Raw genomic sequence first — 18,567 nt, forward strand, 5'->3', positions numbered from 1 at the left:
TGCGGAGAAGGAGGAACGGAGCGTAGAGATTTGCTACGTGAGTACCGGACTTCCCGGATTCGTTCAAGATTCGATGCCGAATTGGCTTCTTGAATTGCTTCGTTATCAAAGTGGGCTTTTTAAACAACCTCTTAAAGAAAGGATGGTTGGCAGATGAAACTGAAAACCCTGCTCATGGGTCAAGTGTATCACTTCAATCACTTAAAAGAAGTATTTGCAAAAGCGAACGAAGAAAAATCAGGCGACAGACTTGCTGGTCTTGCGGCTGAAACCGTTCAAGAGCGAATTGCCGCAAAGCAAGTGCTTGGCGCACTATACTTAAGCGACATTCGCGACAATCCCTTGCTTCCGGCAGAAGAAGATGAAGTATCACGTATCATTGAGGAACAAGTAAATGAACCGATTTACAAGAAGTTACAGGGATGGACCGTATCTGAACTTCGAGAATATATTCTTGATGACCGTACAACGGGTGAAGATCTTAAGCGCACAAGCAGAGGGCTCACGAGTGAAATGATAGCAGCAGTGACTAAACTGATGTCTAATCTCGATTTGATTCATAGCGCTAATAAAATAGAAGTCATAACCAAATGCAATATACCAATCGGACAAAAAGGGGTGCTTGCTTCCCGGCTCCAACCTAACCATCCTACGGATAATGTTGACGGAATGATCGCTTCTTTAAAAGAGGGCTTATCGTATGGAATGGGTGATGCGGTTATTGGCATCAATCCGGTTGACGATTCCGTCGAAAGTGTGAAGCGTCTGCTGCATGCAACTCGTGATTTTATGAACACATGGGAAATACCGACACAAAACTGTGTGCTGGCCCATGTCATTACACAAATGAAGGCCATCGAACAAGGCGCTCCCGCAGATATGATTTTTCAAAGCATAGCAGGTACGGAAGCGGCGAATCGTTCTTTTGGCATCTCAGCCGCACTGCTGGATGAAGCCGAGGATATGGCCAGAACGCTTGGAACGGGAACAGGTCCCGAGGGGTTATATTTTGAAACAGGGCAAGGATCAGAATTGTCTGCTGAAGCCCATTATGGCATTGATCAGCTGACCATGGAGTCGCGAAACTACGGATTCGCTAGGCGTTATAACCCTTATATTTTAAACACTGTCGTTGGATTTATCGGACCGGAATATTTGTATGACAGCAAACAAGTGAAACGCGCCGGTCTTGAAGATCATTTTATGGGTAAGATGCATGGGATCTCGATGGGGGTAGATATCTGTTATACCAACCATATTAAAGCGGATCAAAACGATATTGAAGATTTAGGTGTACTGCTTACGGCGGCAGGCGTCAACTTTATCATTGCAACTCCGATGGGAGATGACTGTATGCTCAATTATCAGTCGATGAGTTATCACGATGTAGCGACGTTGCGTCAAACGATGAATCGTCGGCCATCCCCCTTGTTTGAAGCTTGGCTAGAGAAAATGGGCATTATGGAAAACGGCAAATTAAGCAGAAGAGCTGGGGATCCTACCATTTTCACACGATAACAGGGGCCTCTTAATGGGTCAGCTTATGATTTACGATGCAAGCTTTCCTAAAGGAAAGCTCTCAGGAGGTGAAAACATGAATGAAGCGCTCATTGAAACAATTACAAAGATCGTTCTGGAGAAAATGAATACTCGCCAAGACGTTTCTACAACTGCCTTAGACAAGCAAATACCGGAAATTGCGGATGGAATGGTAAGAGTATGGGATCATCTGCAAAGTGGTGCTGAGATAAGAGATTCGTTTCCGTTGATACAGACATCATCGCCGTTCACCAACTCCCTGAATGAACCATCAGAAGATCAGGGTGGCATGGTGAGAATCTGGGATCACCGGACGGTTGCCAAGTTAACAAACGATAAAAAACCTTTACCGGATCTACGCGATGATGGAATCCTTCCGGAATTGCAAACTCGTTTGGGAGTTGATGAACCTCATTATAAAGATGAATTGTCAGAACTCATCCGAAAAACGCCCGCTAGGATCGGAATTGGAAGAGCCGGTTTGCGGCCGAAAACGGAAGCTTGGTTAAAGTTTCGACTTGATCACGCTGCCGCAGTAGATGCCGTATATGGGGAAGTTTCACCGGAATTGCTGAATAGTCTTGATTTGTTTTCGGTTGAAACCCAGGTTTCGGATAAAGAAGAATATATCCGTCGTCCGGACCTTGGCAGGCGATTATCGGAAGAAGCGATACAAACCATTTCCAAGCGCTGTGTGCATGAGCCAAAAGTACAGATTATCGTCTCCAATGGACTGAGTTCGCAAGCCATTGAGAAAAACCTGGAGGATGTGCTCTTATCGCTCCAGCAATCCTTGAAAAATCTTAAGCTTGCATGTGGTACTCCGTTCTACATTCAAAAAGGCCGCGTTGCGGTCATGGATGAAGTCGGAGAAGTTCTGCGGCCTGAGGTTGTCGTACTTATTATCGGAGAACGGCCAGGCTTATTAAGCGCAGAATCATTAAGTGCGTATATGTGCTACAAACCGCGTAAAGGAACGATTGAAGCCGAAAGGATGGTCATTTCAAACATTCATTCGGGGGGCATACCACCCGTCGAGGCTGGAGCCTACTTAGGTACAGTCGTCGAGAAAATACTCAAATATGAAGCGAGTGGAATCTCACTTGTTCAAAAGGAGGCGTCGGCCAGCGATGCTAGACAGAATTAAGGCTGAGGTGCTAGCTGTCCGTATCATTCCAAATGTAGATGAGTCGTTGGCTGCCCAGTATCAGTTGAAACCAGGGCATAGGAGCTTAGGAATTCTTACGACGACGATTGATGATATCGGGTATACGGCACTTGACGAAGGGACCAAGAGAGCGGAAGTGGAAGTCGTGTACGCTCGTTCCTTCTATGCTGGCGCCAGCCATGCATCAGGTCCATTATCCGGCGAATTCATCGGGATCATTGCTGGCCCCAGTCCTGACGAGGTAAGAAGCGGGATCGAAGCGATTGAAAATACGATTCAATATGACGCGTTTTTCGAATCACTCAATGATAGTCGTACCCATGCCTTGTACGCGCATGTCGTAGCGAGAACAGGCAGTTATCTTTCCAAGCTGGCGGAGATTAACGAAGGGGAGCCACTCGCCTATTTAATCGCTCCGCCTCTAGAGGCCATGTACGGTCTAGATGCTGCGTTGAAGGCGGCGGACGTACGACTTGTCAAGTTTTTTGGCCCGCCTTCGGAGACGAACTTCGGCGGCGGTTTGCTTACCGGTACACAATCGGCTTGCCGCGCTGCAGCGGATGCATTTCGAGAAAGCATTATCGGAATTGCCAAACAGCCTATCTCGTATTAGGAGTGATGCCTATGTAGAAGGTGCAGTGATCACTAAAAGAAAGGAGCATAAGAAGGATGCAATTAGAGAAAGATTTACAATCAATTCAAGATATGAGAGATGCCGTTAAGAAAGCGAAAGAGGCTCAAGCGAAATTCCAAGCTTTCTCTCAAGATGAGGTAGATCGCATCGTGAAAGCCATGGCGGATGCTGCCTATGAGAAGTCACTTGAGCTCGCATCCCTCGCTGTCCAGGAGACAGGGCTTGGCGTTGTCGAACACAAAGTGATTAAGAATCAAGTAGCCTCAAGAGATGTTTATCAGTCCATTTGTGATCAAAAGACCGTTGGTATCATCAATGAATATAAAGACCAAAAAATGGTTGAGTTTGCAGCACCCTTTGGCGTGATTGCGGGTATTGTCCCGACAACGAATCCAACATCTACTGCAATTTTCAAAAGCTTGATTGCGCTAAAAGCACGAAACGCGATTGTGTTCAGTCCACACCCATCCGCAGCAAAGTGTACCGTGGAAGCCGCTAACATTTGCTTGCAGGCAGCAGTCGCTGCAGGTGCTCCGGAAGGAATCATTGGCTGGATTCCGCAGCCAACGATGGAAGCTACGGAAGGCTTAATGAAGCATAAGGATGTTAATCTTATTTTGGCAACAGGCGGCGGCGCTTTGGTAAGGGCAGCCTATAGCTCGGGTAAACCTGCCTACGGCGTAGGACCAGGAAACGTGCCGGTATATATTGAGAAAACCGCCGAAGTATCCAAGGCCGTGGGGCGAATTGTCGACAGTAAGACGTTCGATAATGGAACCATTTGCGCCTCTGAACAAGCCGTTGTTGTCGATCGGAACATCCGAGAAATGGCCATTCGCGAATTTAAGAACCAGGGCGCATACTTCTTGAATACGGAAGAGAAGAAAAGGCTGGAACCGGTCATTTCTCCCGCTTCTGGCAAACTCAACCCTAAGATTGTGGGTCGAAGTGCTAGGGTAATCGCTGAGCTGGCCGGCATCACTGTTCTAGAGGATACGCGATTATTGATCGCGGAAGAAGCGAATATCGGGAAGGACATTCCATTCTCGATCGAAAAGCTGGCTCCTGTCTTTGCATTTTACACAGTAGACGGATGGCAGGAAGCCGCTGTCATCTGTGAACGCCTGCTGGATTTAGGCGGAAGAGGACATACGTTAGCTATTCATACGACGGATGATGAGATTGCCCGAGCCTTTGCTTTACGTATGCCGGTATCAAGAATCGTTGTAAATACGCCATCCGCGCTTGGTGCAGTTGGCGGTACGACTGGACTTAAACCTTCGTTTACGCTAGGTTGCGGTTCCTTTGGAGGCAATATTACCTCCGATAATTTGACAGCACACCATTTGATGAACGTTAAACGTCTTGCTTACGGCATCAAACATGTTGAAATCCCTAAACCAGGCAGTACGAAAGTTCAGGTAAGTTCAAAGCCTGCGGTACAAAGCGCCAAAGAAGAGCAGATTGAAGAAGTGGTGGGCAAAGTTTTGGCCAAGGTTGGCGCGGCAGGGAATATAGACAAGGAAACCATCGTTAAATTAGTTAACCAAGTGATTTCACAAATTTAATCCATATAAACTCTAGGAGGAATTTAAAATGACAAGAGAACTTACAGCATTGGGAATGATTGAAACTAAAGGATTGGTAGCTTCTATTGAAGCAGCGGATGCAATGGTCAAAGCGGCGAATGTTCATTTGGTCGGTAAGGTTCATGCAGGCGGCGGACTTGTAACCGTGCTTGTTCGCGGAGATGTTGGCGCAGTGAAGGCGGCTACGGATGCAGGGGCAGCTGCAGCGCAGCGCGTAGGCGAACTTTTATCCGTTCATGTCATCGCTCGTCCTCATAATGAGCTGGAAAGCATTTTGCCTAAATTTGATTCGGAAAAATAATTGATTGTTGTGATCGGAAAGTGAGGTGTACGTTTCATGGACCCACAGATGATAAAGTCGATTGTCGATGAAGTGGTGCTTCATCTTAATCAGGAAGAAAAGATAAAGCCAACCGTACCTATTGGCGTCTCCGCGCGGCATGCGCATTTATCAAAAGAACATCTTGCGGCACTATTCGGTACCGGTTATGAATTGACGAAGAAGGCGGATTTATCCCAGCCTGGTCAATTTGCCGCGAATGAAACGGTACTGATCGTCGGACCAAAAGGGAGTATTGAAAGGGTTAGAATACTCGGTCCGGTAAGAGGAGCTACGCAAGTTGAAGTCAGCATGACTGACTCTGTTAAGCTTGGAGTTCAGGCTCCTCTCCGCGAATCGGGCGATATTCAAGGCTCCTCGCCTGTCACGATCGTGGGCCCCAAAGGCAGTATTCATGTTAGTGAAGGGTTAATCATCGCACATGCGCACATTCATATGACACCGGAAGAAGCGGCTGAATTTGGTGTTGAGAATGGCGAAGTGGTTCAAGTCAAAACCAAGGGTAAGAGAACGATCACTTTCGAAAATGTGCTCATTCGCGTTTCTGAACGCTATAAGCTTGAGATGCATATCGATACCGATGAAGCGAATGCTGCGCTATTGAAAACCGGTGATACCGGGGCTTTAATAAGAGTAACGGATACAAAGGGTTTAAGATGACCGTATCCCTTGATAAATCGGTCATTGAGCTTATCGTCCGCGAAGTTATTAAAAATTTGCAAGCCGTGGAACAGGAAAAAGTATACCAGAAATCAAGTTTGCTTCTTGTTCATGAGGAAAACCATGATAAAGAGGAAGTAGCTAAGATTGCTGCAAGCTTACAAGCGAAATGGCATGTGATTCCGATGTCATTTCGCTCCCCTGAGCTTTTATCTGCGATGATCGATATCAAGCATGTCGTGTTTATGGACATCAACCAGGATATATTAATCCGGGGAGCTTTAGGTTTCACAGGCTCAGCTCCTTGTGAGCTGTTGGCAAGTATTTTGCATTATGGCATACCGGTGACGTTAGTACCTACTCGATCCTTAGAGTGGATACTGCATTCTGAAGACTCGGAAGATCAACTGCCGGAGCCTGCCAGACACTACAGACAGCACATTCGAATGCATAAAGATATGCTTGTTTCTTTTGGGGCCTCATTTGCCGGGCTATCCGGGTTGCAAATTGCTCCAGGTGCGAACGGTAGCACCGATTATCACAACGGCGTGAACAATAAGACATTGTATTTTGATCATAAAGTACTGACCCAGAGAGATGTGCAGGTTGCCGATGTTACCACTATTCTTGTTTCTCGGCTGACCCTAGTTACCCCGCTGGCACGTGACACTGCTAAGGATAAAGGGGTAACGATCCTTGTCAAAGAATCATGAGGTGGTGAGAACATGCAAGTTGGCACTGTGATCGGGAATGTTTGGGCAACACGTAAAGAGGATGATTTAACTGGTTTGAAATTTTTATTCGTTCAGCCTGAAGGGCCTACCGGGATGCCGATTGATGCTCCTTTTGTCGCCTTGGACCGCATCGGTGCAGGCAACGGAGATAGAGTAATGGTTACAAGAGGGAGCGCAGCCCGATTAGTGCTCAAGGATAAAGATTTGCCAATTGATGCCGTCATTATCGGTATTGTAGACTCTATCGATGTAGAAAGCAGGTGATCGACATGTCAAAAGCATTAGGCATGATTGAGACAAGAGGTTATATAGCCTCCATAGAGGCTGCCGATGCCATGATTAAATCAGCAGATGTCAAACTTATTAAACAAGAACAAGTTGACGCCGGCCTTGTAACGATCTTGGTTGAAGGAGATGTTGGAGCCGTTCAAGCCGCGCTTGAAGCCGGGAAAGAAGCGGCCAAACGTGTCGGGGTACTGGTTGCTGCCCATATTATTCCAAGACCGGATGACGAGCTTGGTACGATACTAAAAAAAAAAAGTGAATTGACCGTTCCCGTTACTCATCAAACGGAAGGAAGTCAACAATTACAGGACTCAATCGTTGAAACTCATGATGCTGCAGAAGAAGCATTTGAGAATGAAGTAACAGAAAATGAAGTAACAAAGAATGAAGTATCAACCGGAAATGAAAGCGAAGAAGAACAATCAGGTAATGATCACCAAACCGATCCAACAGCAAAATCTAATAGAAGAAAACGCCCGAATAATCACTCTTAAAAGCGTAGAAAAACTGGGGGATTGCGTATGACGTTAGGATTGATTTTAATTGCGGTTGCACTTATTGTGATGCTTGCTATATATTTGAAAGCTAAAAACGGAGTGAAATTAGCTCGCCAAAAGGGGCATACAGGCGACGACCTGAATGCATTCGGATACAAACAAGAATTAAGACGGGATATGGGGGGGTTCTCCAATTTCGCTATTTCATTCTCCGTGATTTCGATTCTAACCGGTGGCGTTACACTGTTCGGCTTTGGTTTTAATCAGGGCGGGCCGGCTATTATGGGCATGGGTTGGCCGATTGTTGTCATCTTTGTCTTATTCCTATCGGCTGCTATCGCGGAATTGACTTCTTCGATTCCGACATCCGGGGCCATCTACCACTGGGCTTCAATTCTTGGTAATCCGGGATACGGATGGTTCTCCGCTTGGTTTAACATGATCGGTCAAGTTACGATTGTCGCGGGTATCGATTACGGATGTGCCGGTTTTGCTTCTTCGTTATTATTCGAAAATCCGACGAAATCCGAAACATTACTCGTCTATGCGATTATTTTGCTCAGTCATGCTGCCTTAAATCATGTTGGTATTCGAATTGTTTCTAAACTCAATGATGTGTCTGCCTTTTATCATTTGATCGGGGTAGGTTTGATTATCGGAGCTTTGATTTATTTCGGACCGACACAGGATGTTAGTTACTTGTTTGATACAAGCTTCTCTACAGTGGCTGACAGTTCTACACCTTACTGGTTTGCGTTTATCGTCGGATTGCTGCAAGCTCAGTGGACGATTACGGGGTATGATGCTTCCGCCCATACGAGCGAGGAGACGGTTGATGCAAAAGTCCGCGCTCCTTGGGGTGTATTTATATCCGTTGTCGTATCCGGTATTTTCGGCTTCATCATGCTCGCGTTGGTCACGTTGTCTATTAAGGATCCGGCTGCTGTAGCTGCCGCTGGCGGCAATGCCTTTATCGTAGCCATAGAGCAAGCCATGGGTGGCGTTTTCGGTAAGGTTATTCTTTGGATGGTGACGTTTGCGATGTGGTTCTGCGGTCTATCCGGAGTGACTTCCGCATCCCGTATGATTTACGCTTTCTCCCGTGACAAAGGGTTGCCATTATCCAATTTGTGGGGCAAAGTCTCGGAGAAATTCCGCACGCCTGCCAATGCGATTTGGATTACCGTACTATTAGCTTTCTTGTGCGGTCTTCTTGATAACGTATATGCAGTTGTGACGGCGTTAACTGTAATTGGTTTACACAGCTCATATTTAATCCCACTTTTCCTTAAACTGCGCGCACAAATGAGAGGCGTATGGACGAAAGAAGATAACGGTCCTTGGTCATTAGGCAATTGGAGCGTTTTCGTAAATGTGGTTGCTATCGCCTGGGTACTCTTCTTAGATGTACTATTTTGCCTCGCGCCAAACGATGTCAAAGTTACGGAACAATTCACGATCCACTATGCGACAGGAAAAGCATTCGCCGTATTATTTGTTATCTTGATCATCATGTATGCGACTCGGGCACGAAAACATTTTAAAGGTCCACATTTGGGAACCTTCAAAGTGATTAATGATAGAATTAATTCGGGCCACACAAGTGCAAAGAGCAGTACTCAACTTGAGAGGGGCTAATCCATATGGCGTTTAAACGGAAAAAGATTGCCGTGATCGGTGCTGGATTTACCGGTGCTACTGCTGCGCTTATGCTAGCGCAAAAAGAACTTGGAGACGTTGTATTGGTTGATATTCCGAACTTGGAAAACCCTACAAAAGGAAAAGCTCTGGATATGCTTGAAGCCGGGCCTGTGCAGGGATTCAATGCAAATATCACAGGTACATCCAATTATGAGGATATTCAGCATGCAGATCTGGTCATCATTACGGCAGGTATTGCCCGTAAGCCTGGGATGAGCCGCGATGAATTGGTTAATACCAATGCAGGCATCATGAAAGGTGTTTCCGAAAATGTAGCCAAGTATGCGCCTAACAGCTACATCCTGATATTGAGCAACCCGGTAGATGCCATGACGTATGTCTGCTTTAAAACGACTGGATTTCCGAAAAATCGCGTCATTGGCCAATCCGGAGTTCTGGATACAGCCCGATTTAATACGTTTGTTGCACAGGAATTGAACGTATCTGTAGAAGATGTTACAGGATTTGTACTTGGCGGCCATGGGGATGATATGGTTCCGCTTGTTCGGTACTCGAGCGTTGGGGGAATTCCAGTAGATAAACTAATCTCTGGAGAACGTATTGACGCAATTGTTGAGCGCACGCGTAAGGGCGGTGGTGAAATCGTAAATCTTCTTGGTAATGGCAGCGCTTATTATGCGCCTGCAGCTTCTTTAGTTCAAATGGCAGAAGCCATACTTAAAGATAAGAAGCGCGTTTTGCCTTCCATTGCCTACTTAGAAGGAGAGTATGGATACCGAGATATCTATCTCGGTGTGCCAACGATCATTGGCGGAGATGGTATTGAAAAAATACTAGAATTGCAATTAACAGAAAAAGAGAAAACTGATCTTGATAAATCTGCACAAACCGTTCGTAAAGTCATACAAATTATGAATTAAAATAGTGATTTTGGGATCGAGCTTACTTATTTGACCACACGCAAGCATACATATCATTTTAAGAGAAAAAATATCGTATGTTCAATATTTCGCTAAAAGGCTGCTGATACAATTGGCAGCTTTTTGCCTTGCATATATATTGGCAGAGCTCTTTATTGTGATTTGCGACCCTTAATAGGTATTTCTCCCGAAGTCTATATGGACAGCTTGAAGCTGTTCACTATTTTTCGAGCGTGTATGGCGACATCTTGAGTCGGATCAACACCCCTAAATTTGTAATGCTGCATGTCGTTGCCAAGTGCAGCGCGTAAAAGGAAGAGGAGGTTATCTTGAAACATGAAGAAGAAATTACAAGCTCTTATCTGTGTCTGTTCCCTTGGAGTAATGGGGATGGCCGCACCGGTCAGTGCGCAATCGTTAGGACAGGGCACACAAAGTGACCAAGTACTGGATTTGCAAGAACGATTAAGCGAACTCGGTTACTTTAAAACAGGAATTACCGGTTATTACGGTAACCAGACTAAGAATGCGGTAAAGAAATTTCAAGCCAGCTATGGCTTGTCAGTTGATGGTGAAGCCGATTCCTTAACGCTGTCTAAACTAAAAAAAACGATTTCACCCAAACAGTCGGTGCTGGATGAATTGGCGCGAATCATTCATTCTGAAGCCCGAGGGGAGTCCTTTGTAGGACAAGTTGCCGTCGGAGCTGTCGTTCTTAATCGAGTTCAGTCCGAAAAATTTCCTGATTCCATCACTGAGGTTATTCATCAGCCAGGTCAATTTTCAGCCGTTGATGATGGCCAGTTTAACCTTAAACCAAATTTGTCAGCCTATAGCGCGGCAAAAGCCGCTTTGAATGGTTTGGATCCAACAACAGGGGCGCTTTATTTTTACAATCCTGATATTGCCCAGGCATCTTGGAGCAAAAAAAGACCCACCAAGATTACTATTGGTAATCACATATTTACCCTTTAAAAATAGATACAAGGATAAAAGTCGCGTAAATCGCGGCTTTTTTTTGTTATTTATAAATTAAATATAATTCGTCGGCAATTCGTGGATTGACTCTATGTTGCACGTTAGCACATTTCTGTGGGAAATCGCAGGATATGTATGGAAGACCATGGAAAACAAGTAACCTGTCACATATGCTATTAGCATCCTAATAGAAAGGGGGTTTGTGGTCAATGTCATGTTCATGTGGCTGTGGTAAATGCGGCGGGAAAAGAATGAAGTTGAAAGGGAAAAGCATCCCAAGGTCGACCGATATTGTATTTATATTTTGGGAAAAGAATCCCTTACGTCCTACGTCATTACGAAGAATTCGAAAATTTAGTATTGTGGGCAGCGCCTCTCCGTGCAGAAGCAACCTCGTTATCGGGAAATCTCTTGTCGAGGCGGGAAGGTGCCTACTCAAAAACGGTTTTGTTATCGTTACCAGCCAGACGCCAAACGGCGTTAGCGGATTCATTGTATTTAAACGCCGTGGGAGAGGTCAACCTAACTCTTGTTGCTCTGATTCACATCTAAGAGCACCAGGAATTAAAAAGAGATCCTCAGGCGTGTACTTTGCAGATGCTAATTTAATATGCTCTGGGCTATGTAGCGGTAAGGACTCGAATATTGTTTATGATTGGAAACTAACACCAACCGATATAAGAAATCCAGGTAATCTTAGAATTGTAGGAAGTTCACATAAAGTAGGTAACAATACGGTTGAAGTCGCTGGAACTGGTACTTTTGATTTAAATGTATCTGTTACGTTTAAGTGTACTGCTGGTCCTCTTGTTACTGCACTTTGTAGAAGTGAAGCAACTGTAAGATTCACCCAGTAATAGGGAAAAGCACTTAAAACACATCGTCATCTTGTGGCGATGTGTTTCTTTTGTTACTGGACATGAACAAATAACTTCTTATCTATTGGTTCTGATTGGTGTATCGAATGTCGCGAACCGCTTCGTTCCGTTCATTCCAGTCTTAGAAATATTAGCTCCAAAAGTGAAGCGGCCATAATTTAACACCTTACATGTTTGCGTTTGAAACCAAGTCGCCCTTTATCTACTGCCTTTTGAATATTTTCGGAAGCATTTAGGAAACTGCTTTTTTTCTTGTCCCGTTTGACTTCGACTGGGCCTACTGCCATTGCAGTCTCGACCGCCTTATCATGAAGCGGCGTATAAGATACCCCCACTGTGTAAATAAAATTATTCATAGCGTATTTAGTTCTTTCGGGAGAATTGTGAATTGTATTTCTCACATTTTCAAGCATATTGGCAATTTTGCTTTCGGAAAATTCACCGTCCGGGCGATTACCCAAAAGCCAGCAGTAACAACTCCAGCCCGCTGACATTCTTAGTTCTTCGCCGCTTGCGATCCATTTATCGGCAACTTCTTGAGCAATATCTGCTTCTGCCAAGGTTACTGCAACCACATAATCGGACAGCATATAAAAATAAGCCGCATCCATCCAACGCTCAAAATCCGCTTCAGTCATTGCATTTGGGTTTGCAATTATGCCGGCAAAGTACATTGCATCGTAGTTCCCTGTGGTGTAAAGCTGTTCAGCCAAAGGTTGATTTATTTTAATTTTCTTGGCGATGGGCTTCATATCACCTGTAGCCACGCCAAAAAGCGGCTCGTGCGCGCCATTGGATCCGTACATTTTTTTGGTTCGTTCCTTGCCGAGAGCTTCAAGCTCCTGCATAACCATTTCAACATTCATTGTTTAACACTTCCTTCTATTTGGGTGTTTTCCCTTAAGGTTTATGCTATCTATTAAGACTATATCAGATTTTGTAAGTTTTTTTAATTGTATTTCCATCTGAGCAGGAAGCAGATTCAGTCGGAGATAACCGCACCACCCAACAGGATTGTCACCAGGTTATTGAAGGGACGCGCAATTATTAATCCTTAATGACGTTTAAATGAATAAAAAGCGGTCCTATGCGTTCAGGACCGCTTTTTTCCAATTCTATCTTGAAAATTATCCCAAAGGTTGTCCGGATGCTTTCCGTAAGGCATTTGCCAATCGGTGTACCTCATCCTGGGCTAAACCAGCGTTGTATAGACCTTTTAGTATTTCGATCAGTTTGTTTGCATCTTCAACTATCATAGTTTGAACCTCCTCCTTTAAAAATTGATTATAGTAATTGGTTACATCTTGAATTACGTCGGCCCATCTTTTACCGTGTTCCGCTAAATAATCGATGGGGTCAGTATGAGTGCTTTCGTGCCATTTTTCAGTACATTGTAAATGGGAGTTCAGTGTCTCGTTATCAATTACATCCAACGTTCTTTGATATAATTGGTACGCCGCTAACCAAACCCATCTATCATAAGCAGCAAGAAACTTTTTGTGATCATGGGTTTGACAAAGCTCATTACCCAGGTAGCGCTCGTTTGCAGTATGTCCCGCATTCCACGAGATATAGTTAAAATCTGCGACTTGAAGAATCTGCGTATCATCAGTAAACGTATGAACAAAAGCATCTTCAAAATGTGTCGTTTCGTAATTCCTTTCTCCAGCGGGTGTGTCATTATAAACGGCTGTAGCATGCATAACTACGCCTTCATATTGCCCGACACCCTTCCTAAAAGGTATCTGTGGCAAATGGGGGATAAAGTTTTGATTGATCTTATACTTTTCAATTGCGCGCATTCCCTTCATCTCCGTAACTAGTTTGTTTCTTATATTCTATGAAGATTTATTAGATTGTGACTGGACAGACCTTGATATAAAACGTTTAATCTTGCGTTCCAAAAATATCCAAATTTATGGTATGTTGATCTATATAGGTACGAAACAAACAACTGATTGCTGATGACCTTATCTTTGTAAATCATTTAGGACAAGTTTTATCAAAAGAAATGGATATTGAAGCCCATCGTTCAGGAAACTTGAAAATGACTGGAATTAATATTTTGGAACAAAGAATTAGACTTCTGGATAGGGTAGCCGTAACCATTACAAGAGTCAATCTAAGCGGCATTTTCGGGACTCCATTTGAAGGCGAGTTTTGGTACACTCGTGTTTGGCAGAATCGAATCGGGACATGGCAAATCGTCTCAGGTCATTGTTGTTCGGTAACGCATGGAACGTAATTTCAGCTGTCAACCCTTGGTCTGCCCGTAGATAATTCGAGGCACAAGCACGATAAATACTAATAAAGAAGAGGAAGTTCAATATGATCAAACTCGTATTTTTTGAAAGAACAGATAGTAAACAATTAATTGAATGGAGTGGGGATGAAGCATTTTTACTTCAATGGGCAGGGCCACATTTCAAATATCCATTGACAGAGGATCAACTTGATACATATATCGAAGGCTCAAACAATATGCAGAGTTCGGATAAATTGATATTTAACGCGATCGACACGGAAACAGGATCGATTGTTGGTCATATTTCCATTGGAGGAATTGACAGAGAAAATAGATCAGGAAGAATTGGTAAAGTACTTATTGGCGGTAGATCGAGTCCTATTGGAATCTAGTAGAAATGAGTATTTTAGAAGACGAATGGCGAAAGACGAATTTGTAAGCATGGGACAAACTGGTTGTAATGTAGAAGGGTAGTTAGTTATAAATTAATAACATTGGTTTAGCCCCTTCAAAGTTGATTGGAGGGGCTATTTTCCATATTTTTTAAATTTGTTTCTGCCTTTATCTTTTAGCCGTTCATAATTACTCCACCAGTGATATGAATAAATTGCCCTGATACATATGTAGAATCTTCCGAAGCTAAATAAACGTAAGCGGGGGCGATTTCAAAAGGTTGGCCAGCACGTTTCATCGGGTTCTTTGCTCCCCAATTCGCAACTTGATCTGACGGGAATGAAGCTGGAATAAGCGGAGTCCATATTGTTCCAGGAACGACACCGTTGACACGAATGCCCTTGCTGTGTAAGGACTTGGATAGCGAACGTGTAAACGATACAATTGCTCCCTTAGTTGCGGAATAATCAATCAGTTGTTCGTTTCCTTCATATGCTGCAAGAGAAGCTGCGTTGATGATGGAGCTACCGGGTTTCATATGCGGCAAAGCTATTTTGGTCAAATAAAAAATGGAGAAAAAATTCGTCCGGAACGTTTTTTCCATTTGTTCGGAAGATATGTTTTCCAAGCCGTCCTGAACGTGCTGTTCCGCTGCATTGTTCACCAAAATATCAAGTTTTCCGAATTGCATAATCGTTTGCTCCATTACCTGTTTGCAAAACGCTTCGCTTCCTATATCACCTGCCATACATAGACAACGTCTACCCATTTGTTCTACATATTGTTTTGTTTCTTCAGCGTCGGAATGTTCATTCAAGTATATAATGAGAATATCCGCTCCTTCTTTGGCGAAAGCGACAGCAATAGCACGCCCCTGGCCACTGTCTCCACCAGTAATAATAGCTATCTTATCCTTCAGTTTTCCGCTGCCCTTGTAGTTGGGATTATCGAATATGGGTCTTGGATTCATGAGCGATTCAATGCCTGGCTGCTGATCCTGATGCTGAGATGGATATGGGGGGGATGGTTGCATTGGGGATTTCATTGGGATCGAATCTTGTATTGTTGTCTCTGTCATCGAGGCGGCTCCTCTTCATTTATTATGTTTGAAATCGGGATGCGGAATTTTGGCGGTAAACACGTCAAGTAAGACAGGTATGCTGCTGGTTGGTGAATGTTTCAATGCTTCTTCCAGCTGTTCAACGGTTTCGATTCGATATGCGTTCCAACCGCTAGCTTCCGCTACCATGGCGAAGTCTAGATGGGTCAATTGTGTTCCTTCAGGCTGAAATCCTTTCAAGAACATTTTATCCCTTTCCATTTGCAGAGTACCATTGTTAAAGACGATAACAGTAATGGGTAACCCGTACCGAGTGGCGGTAAGCAAGTCAGCCAGTACCATTGCTAAACCACCATCACCCGTTATACAGACGACTTGTTTTTCCGGCCAACATAGTTTTGCCGCCATCGCGGCAGGCAGACCAAATCCCATTGTTCGCCACTGGTTAGAGAGCAACACGTGCTGGTGGTTTGCACGGAAATTCCTCAGAAACCAAAGTGTTGAATCGCCCTCATCCAAGGAAATTACAGCATCCTCCGCAATGTTTTGTTCCATTAGTTTAATAATGGTTGAGGGGGGGAGAGGAGATCCAGATTGATTCCTCTCAACTTCGTTTTGTACCATCCACGAATGTTTGCATTGTTGAACTTGAATGACCCAATCGGATTGTGGCTTATATGACTTCAAGCCTTCTATTAACTGAGGAACAAGACTCGCCAATTCTCCTATTAATCCGATGTCTACTGGAACCGAAGTCCCAATGCTCGACGGATGTTTTGAAATATGAACAATGCGTACATGACTAGGGACAAATCCATCAGGGAACCGTGACATTTCAACAGCTAATACAACATCTGCCTTTAGGAATAGCGCTTTGAGAAAAGGGTTACCGCCTTCTCCAAGAGCGTTCAACATTAATGGATGTGCATCTGGTAAGATTCCCACTGAACCATAGCTCATCGCGACACCGCAACCCCAAGATTCAGCCAACCTTTGAATTCCTTCACGATCTGAAATAGCTCCACTTCCCACCAACATCATAGGTTGCTTGGCGGATTGAATGAGTTGTAGAGCTTTCTGTATGATTTCCCGATCGGAAAAGGGGAAGGATACCTGAGGTTGCCTGCGGGGTTGAATAGTAGTTCTCATGTTGAATACATCAGTAGGAATCGACAAATGCGATACGGTACGCTGCAAAATAGATGTTTGCATCGCTTGTGTCAGTGACTCGATTACTGAATCTGGATGAACGACTATTTGACTGTATCGTGAAATGGCTTGTACAAGTTCTTGTTGATTGATGTACTGTTTATAGGATGTGCCTATTTTGTTCAGCGGTGCTTGACCAGTGATTGCAAGCACTGGGGCATTATCCAAAAAAGCATCGCCCAAACCATTAATGAGATTGGTAAGGCCAGGCCCCATATGTGCGATACAGACCCCAAGTCGGCCCGTTAATTTAGCCTCTGCCGAAGCCATCATGGCAGCGACGGACTCATGTTTAACGGCAATAAATGAGATAGTATCCTGCATGGCAAGTGCATTCATTAGTGCAAATACAGAATCCCCAACTACGCCATAAATCCGCTTGACATTCCAGAGTTGAAGTTGTTCCAATATTGCCTCTGCAACTGTAAGGAAAGAACGGCTCTCATTGATCGAATTCGATAAATTTGTTGTCATCCGTGTTTGACTCCTCACAAATTGTTATTGGATTTATCCATAACTATTCCCATCCCATTGATAGAAGGCAAGCATCTCGCTATCAATCTCGAGTCCGATTCCAGTGCCGCTTGGTATAGAGATTTCACTATTCAAAGGTTGAAATCCGAATAATTTTGTAAAAGGATTATCCATTACGTCCCATTCCAGAGGTTCGATGGAGTCTTCTTCCATCTTGCCCCAAGGCTCCAAACAAGCATGAGCGAAGATGGCGTATAGGCGTGATAATGCACCATCATAGGAATGTGGAGTTACGCGGGTCCCAAAGCTTCTAGCAAGGCTTAATGTTTCCCTGTATCCGTCAATACCAGTCAAATGCAGAGTATCCGGCGTTATGAAATCAAGAGCATATTGAAGGAAAATGGGTACGAAATCTGCTGCTTTTTCGAGATTCTCACCGCCAGCCAGCGGAACAGACAAACGATTTCTTAGTAGTACGTATTCAGCAATGCGACTGATCTCAAGCGGCTCTTCAAACCATAAAAGATTAGGCCACGTATCAAGCATAGACTGCCAGCGTAAAGCTGCAGTTACGTCATAGCTTTGATTGGCGTCCAAAGCTAAACCAATCTTTTCTTGTAACAATGCCTGAACCATCTTTATATGTTGTTGATCCTCAGGGATTGATTTACCGCCTATCTTTACCTTAATCTTATCAAATCCTTGATTGATTGCCTGCTCAATAGCACTCAGGGAATGTTTTTGCCAATTTGCTTCTTCAGAATAGGATTGGAACGAAGCATACACGGGCACTTTCTCTCGGACCTTCCCACCCCAAAGATCACACACAGATATATGGCATGTTTTGGCCATAATTTCTGTTAATGCCATACTAACGGCCGTAGCTGATCGTGAATGCCATTTATTCAAAGTACGAACCAAGATCGTTCTGTCGGCTACTGACTTACCGATCAGATAGGGAATGATTCGTTCCTGAAAGCCTTTATGCAAGGTAGGCAACCAATCAACGCATTCTCCCCAACCTTCGACACCTAAATCAGTCGTTATCCGAATCAGATAACAGGTTCGATACGCTTTTAAACCGTTGGCGTCTCCGTATGGTTTAGGAAGATGATATAAGAGTGGAAAAGTATCTATTTTACGAATCAACAAGGAGATATATCCTTTCAAATTATGATGTGTTGTATAAATATGATTTATTAAAAAAGGGATAAATATACCATAAATTAAAGTTACATTCCTAGAGATAAAAACTTTGTTAATATATGTAATATTTTGCTGAGTAGGAGGAAATAATTAGTT

19 protein-coding genes and 1 pseudogene are annotated in these 18,567 nt (G+C 44.0%); 15 read left to right on the forward strand and 5 right to left on the reverse strand.

Annotated features, from left to right (window positions below; genetic code table 11):
* Positions 1-153 precede the first annotated feature (153 nt).
* The 13 genes and pseudogenes from ASG93_RS27760 to ASG93_RS35505 all read left to right on the forward strand — a co-directional run bounded on the left by ASG93_RS27760 (position 154) and on the right by ASG93_RS35505 (position 11,863).
* A complete protein-coding gene (locus ASG93_RS27760) occupies positions 154-1,518 on the forward strand; it encodes an ethanolamine ammonia-lyase subunit EutB (protein WP_056837348.1) in 1,365 nt (454 codons plus the stop codon).
* 76 nt (positions 1,519-1,594) lie between these two features.
* Positions 1,595-2,686: an ethanolamine ammonia-lyase subunit EutC gene (eutC, locus tag ASG93_RS27765; protein ID WP_056837698.1), complete on the forward strand. Its 1,092-nt coding sequence runs from the start codon at positions 1,595-1,597 to the stop codon at positions 2,684-2,686.
* Positions 2,670-3,320 (forward strand): ethanolamine utilization microcompartment protein EutL, encoded by a 651-nt coding sequence (gene eutL / locus ASG93_RS27770; RefSeq protein ID WP_056837350.1) that lies wholly within the window; start codon positions 2,670-2,672, stop codon positions 3,318-3,320. Before eutC ends, eutL begins: the two co-directional genes overlap by 17 nt.
* Positions 3,321-3,376: 56 nt before the next feature.
* Positions 3,377-4,909 carry an acetaldehyde dehydrogenase (acetylating) gene (locus ASG93_RS27775; protein WP_056837353.1) on the forward strand — a complete coding sequence of 511 codons (1,533 nt, stop codon included), beginning with the start codon at positions 3,377-3,379 and terminating at the stop codon, positions 4,907-4,909.
* A 28-nt stretch (positions 4,910-4,937) separates the two neighbouring features.
* Positions 4,938-5,231, forward strand: a complete 294-nt coding sequence (locus tag ASG93_RS27780; RefSeq protein WP_056837355.1) for a BMC domain-containing protein — start codon at positions 4,938-4,940, stop codon at positions 5,229-5,231.
* A 36-nt stretch (positions 5,232-5,267) separates the two neighbouring features.
* Positions 5,268-5,930, forward strand: a complete 663-nt coding sequence (gene pduL, locus ASG93_RS27785; protein ID WP_056837357.1) for a phosphate propanoyltransferase — start codon at positions 5,268-5,270, stop codon at positions 5,928-5,930.
* The gene (locus ASG93_RS27790) at positions 5,927-6,643 is read left to right on the forward strand and encodes a hypothetical protein (RefSeq protein ID WP_056837359.1); all 717 of its coding nucleotides are present in this window, start codon (positions 5,927-5,929) and stop codon (positions 6,641-6,643) included. The genes pduL and ASG93_RS27790 overlap by 4 nt, the downstream gene beginning before the upstream one ends.
* Before the next feature lie 12 nt (positions 6,644-6,655).
* On the forward strand, positions 6,656-6,928 hold the full coding sequence (locus tag ASG93_RS27795; protein ID WP_056837360.1) for a EutN/CcmL family microcompartment protein: 273 nt from the start codon (positions 6,656-6,658) through the stop codon (positions 6,926-6,928).
* Positions 6,929-6,933: 5 nt separating this feature from the next.
* Positions 6,934-7,182, forward strand: a pseudogene (locus tag ASG93_RS36615) (BMC domain-containing protein); the annotation flags it as partial.
* Positions 7,183-7,470: 288 nt separating this feature from the next.
* Positions 7,471-9,084 (forward strand): amino acid permease, encoded by a 1,614-nt coding sequence (locus ASG93_RS27805; RefSeq protein WP_056837363.1) that lies wholly within the window; start codon positions 7,471-7,473, stop codon positions 9,082-9,084.
* A gap of 5 nt (positions 9,085-9,089) precedes the next feature.
* Positions 9,090-10,028, forward strand: coding sequence for a malate dehydrogenase (gene mdh, locus ASG93_RS27810; RefSeq protein WP_056837365.1), 939 nt, complete (start codon positions 9,090-9,092; stop codon positions 10,026-10,028).
* 336 nt (positions 10,029-10,364) lie between these two features.
* On the forward strand, positions 10,365-11,003 hold the full coding sequence (locus tag ASG93_RS27815; protein WP_082615135.1) for a cell wall hydrolase: 639 nt from the start codon (positions 10,365-10,367) through the stop codon (positions 11,001-11,003).
* A gap of 587 nt (positions 11,004-11,590) precedes the next feature.
* Entirely contained in the window at positions 11,591-11,863 is a 273-nt protein-coding gene (locus ASG93_RS35505) for a hypothetical protein (protein WP_156411066.1), read from the forward strand.
* Between the two features lie 179 nt (positions 11,864-12,042).
* On the opposite strand, the gene ASG93_RS27825 is transcribed toward ASG93_RS35505, so the two are convergent.
* Together ASG93_RS27825 and ASG93_RS27830 are read right to left on the reverse strand one after the other, a co-directional pair.
* Positions 12,043-12,750, reverse strand: a complete 708-nt coding sequence (locus ASG93_RS27825; protein WP_056837367.1) for a DNA alkylation repair protein — start codon at positions 12,748-12,750, stop codon at positions 12,043-12,045.
* A 261-nt stretch (positions 12,751-13,011) separates the two neighbouring features.
* On the reverse strand, positions 13,012-13,686 hold the full coding sequence (locus ASG93_RS27830; RefSeq protein WP_056837368.1) for an N-acetylmuramoyl-L-alanine amidase family protein: 675 nt from the start codon (positions 13,684-13,686) through the stop codon (positions 13,012-13,014).
* Positions 13,687-13,841: 155 nt separating this feature from the next.
* Here ASG93_RS27830 and ASG93_RS34525 point away from each other — a divergent pair, with 155 nt between their 5' ends.
* Positions 13,842-14,129, forward strand: coding sequence for a nuclear transport factor 2 family protein (locus ASG93_RS34525; RefSeq protein ID WP_268796066.1), 288 nt, complete (start codon positions 13,842-13,844; stop codon positions 14,127-14,129).
* 83 nt (positions 14,130-14,212) lie between these two features.
* On the forward strand, positions 14,213-14,521 hold the full coding sequence (locus ASG93_RS27835; protein ID WP_056837370.1) for a GNAT family N-acetyltransferase: 309 nt from the start codon (positions 14,213-14,215) through the stop codon (positions 14,519-14,521).
* A 176-nt stretch (positions 14,522-14,697) separates the two neighbouring features.
* On the opposite strand, the gene ASG93_RS27840 is transcribed toward ASG93_RS27835, so the two are convergent.
* The 3 genes from ASG93_RS27840 to ASG93_RS27850 are packed head-to-tail and all read right to left on the reverse strand — an operon-like array spanning position 14,698 to position 18,417.
* Positions 14,698-15,555, reverse strand: coding sequence for an SDR family oxidoreductase (locus ASG93_RS27840; RefSeq protein ID WP_156411082.1), 858 nt, complete (start codon positions 15,553-15,555; stop codon positions 14,698-14,700).
* Positions 15,556-15,615: 60 nt separating this feature from the next.
* Positions 15,616-17,265: a thiamine pyrophosphate-binding protein gene (locus ASG93_RS27845; RefSeq protein ID WP_056837374.1), complete on the reverse strand. Its 1,650-nt coding sequence runs from the start codon at positions 17,263-17,265 to the stop codon at positions 15,616-15,618.
* A gap of 33 nt (positions 17,266-17,298) precedes the next feature.
* A complete protein-coding gene (locus ASG93_RS27850; protein ID WP_056837376.1) occupies positions 17,299-18,417 on the reverse strand; it encodes a mandelate racemase/muconate lactonizing enzyme family protein in 1,119 nt (372 codons plus the stop codon).
* Positions 18,418-18,567: the final 150 nt, after the last annotated feature.

Source organism: Paenibacillus sp. Soil787 (genome assembly GCF_001429545.1).
Taxonomy (GTDB): Bacteria; Bacillota; Bacilli; order Paenibacillales; family NBRC-103111; genus Paenibacillus_E.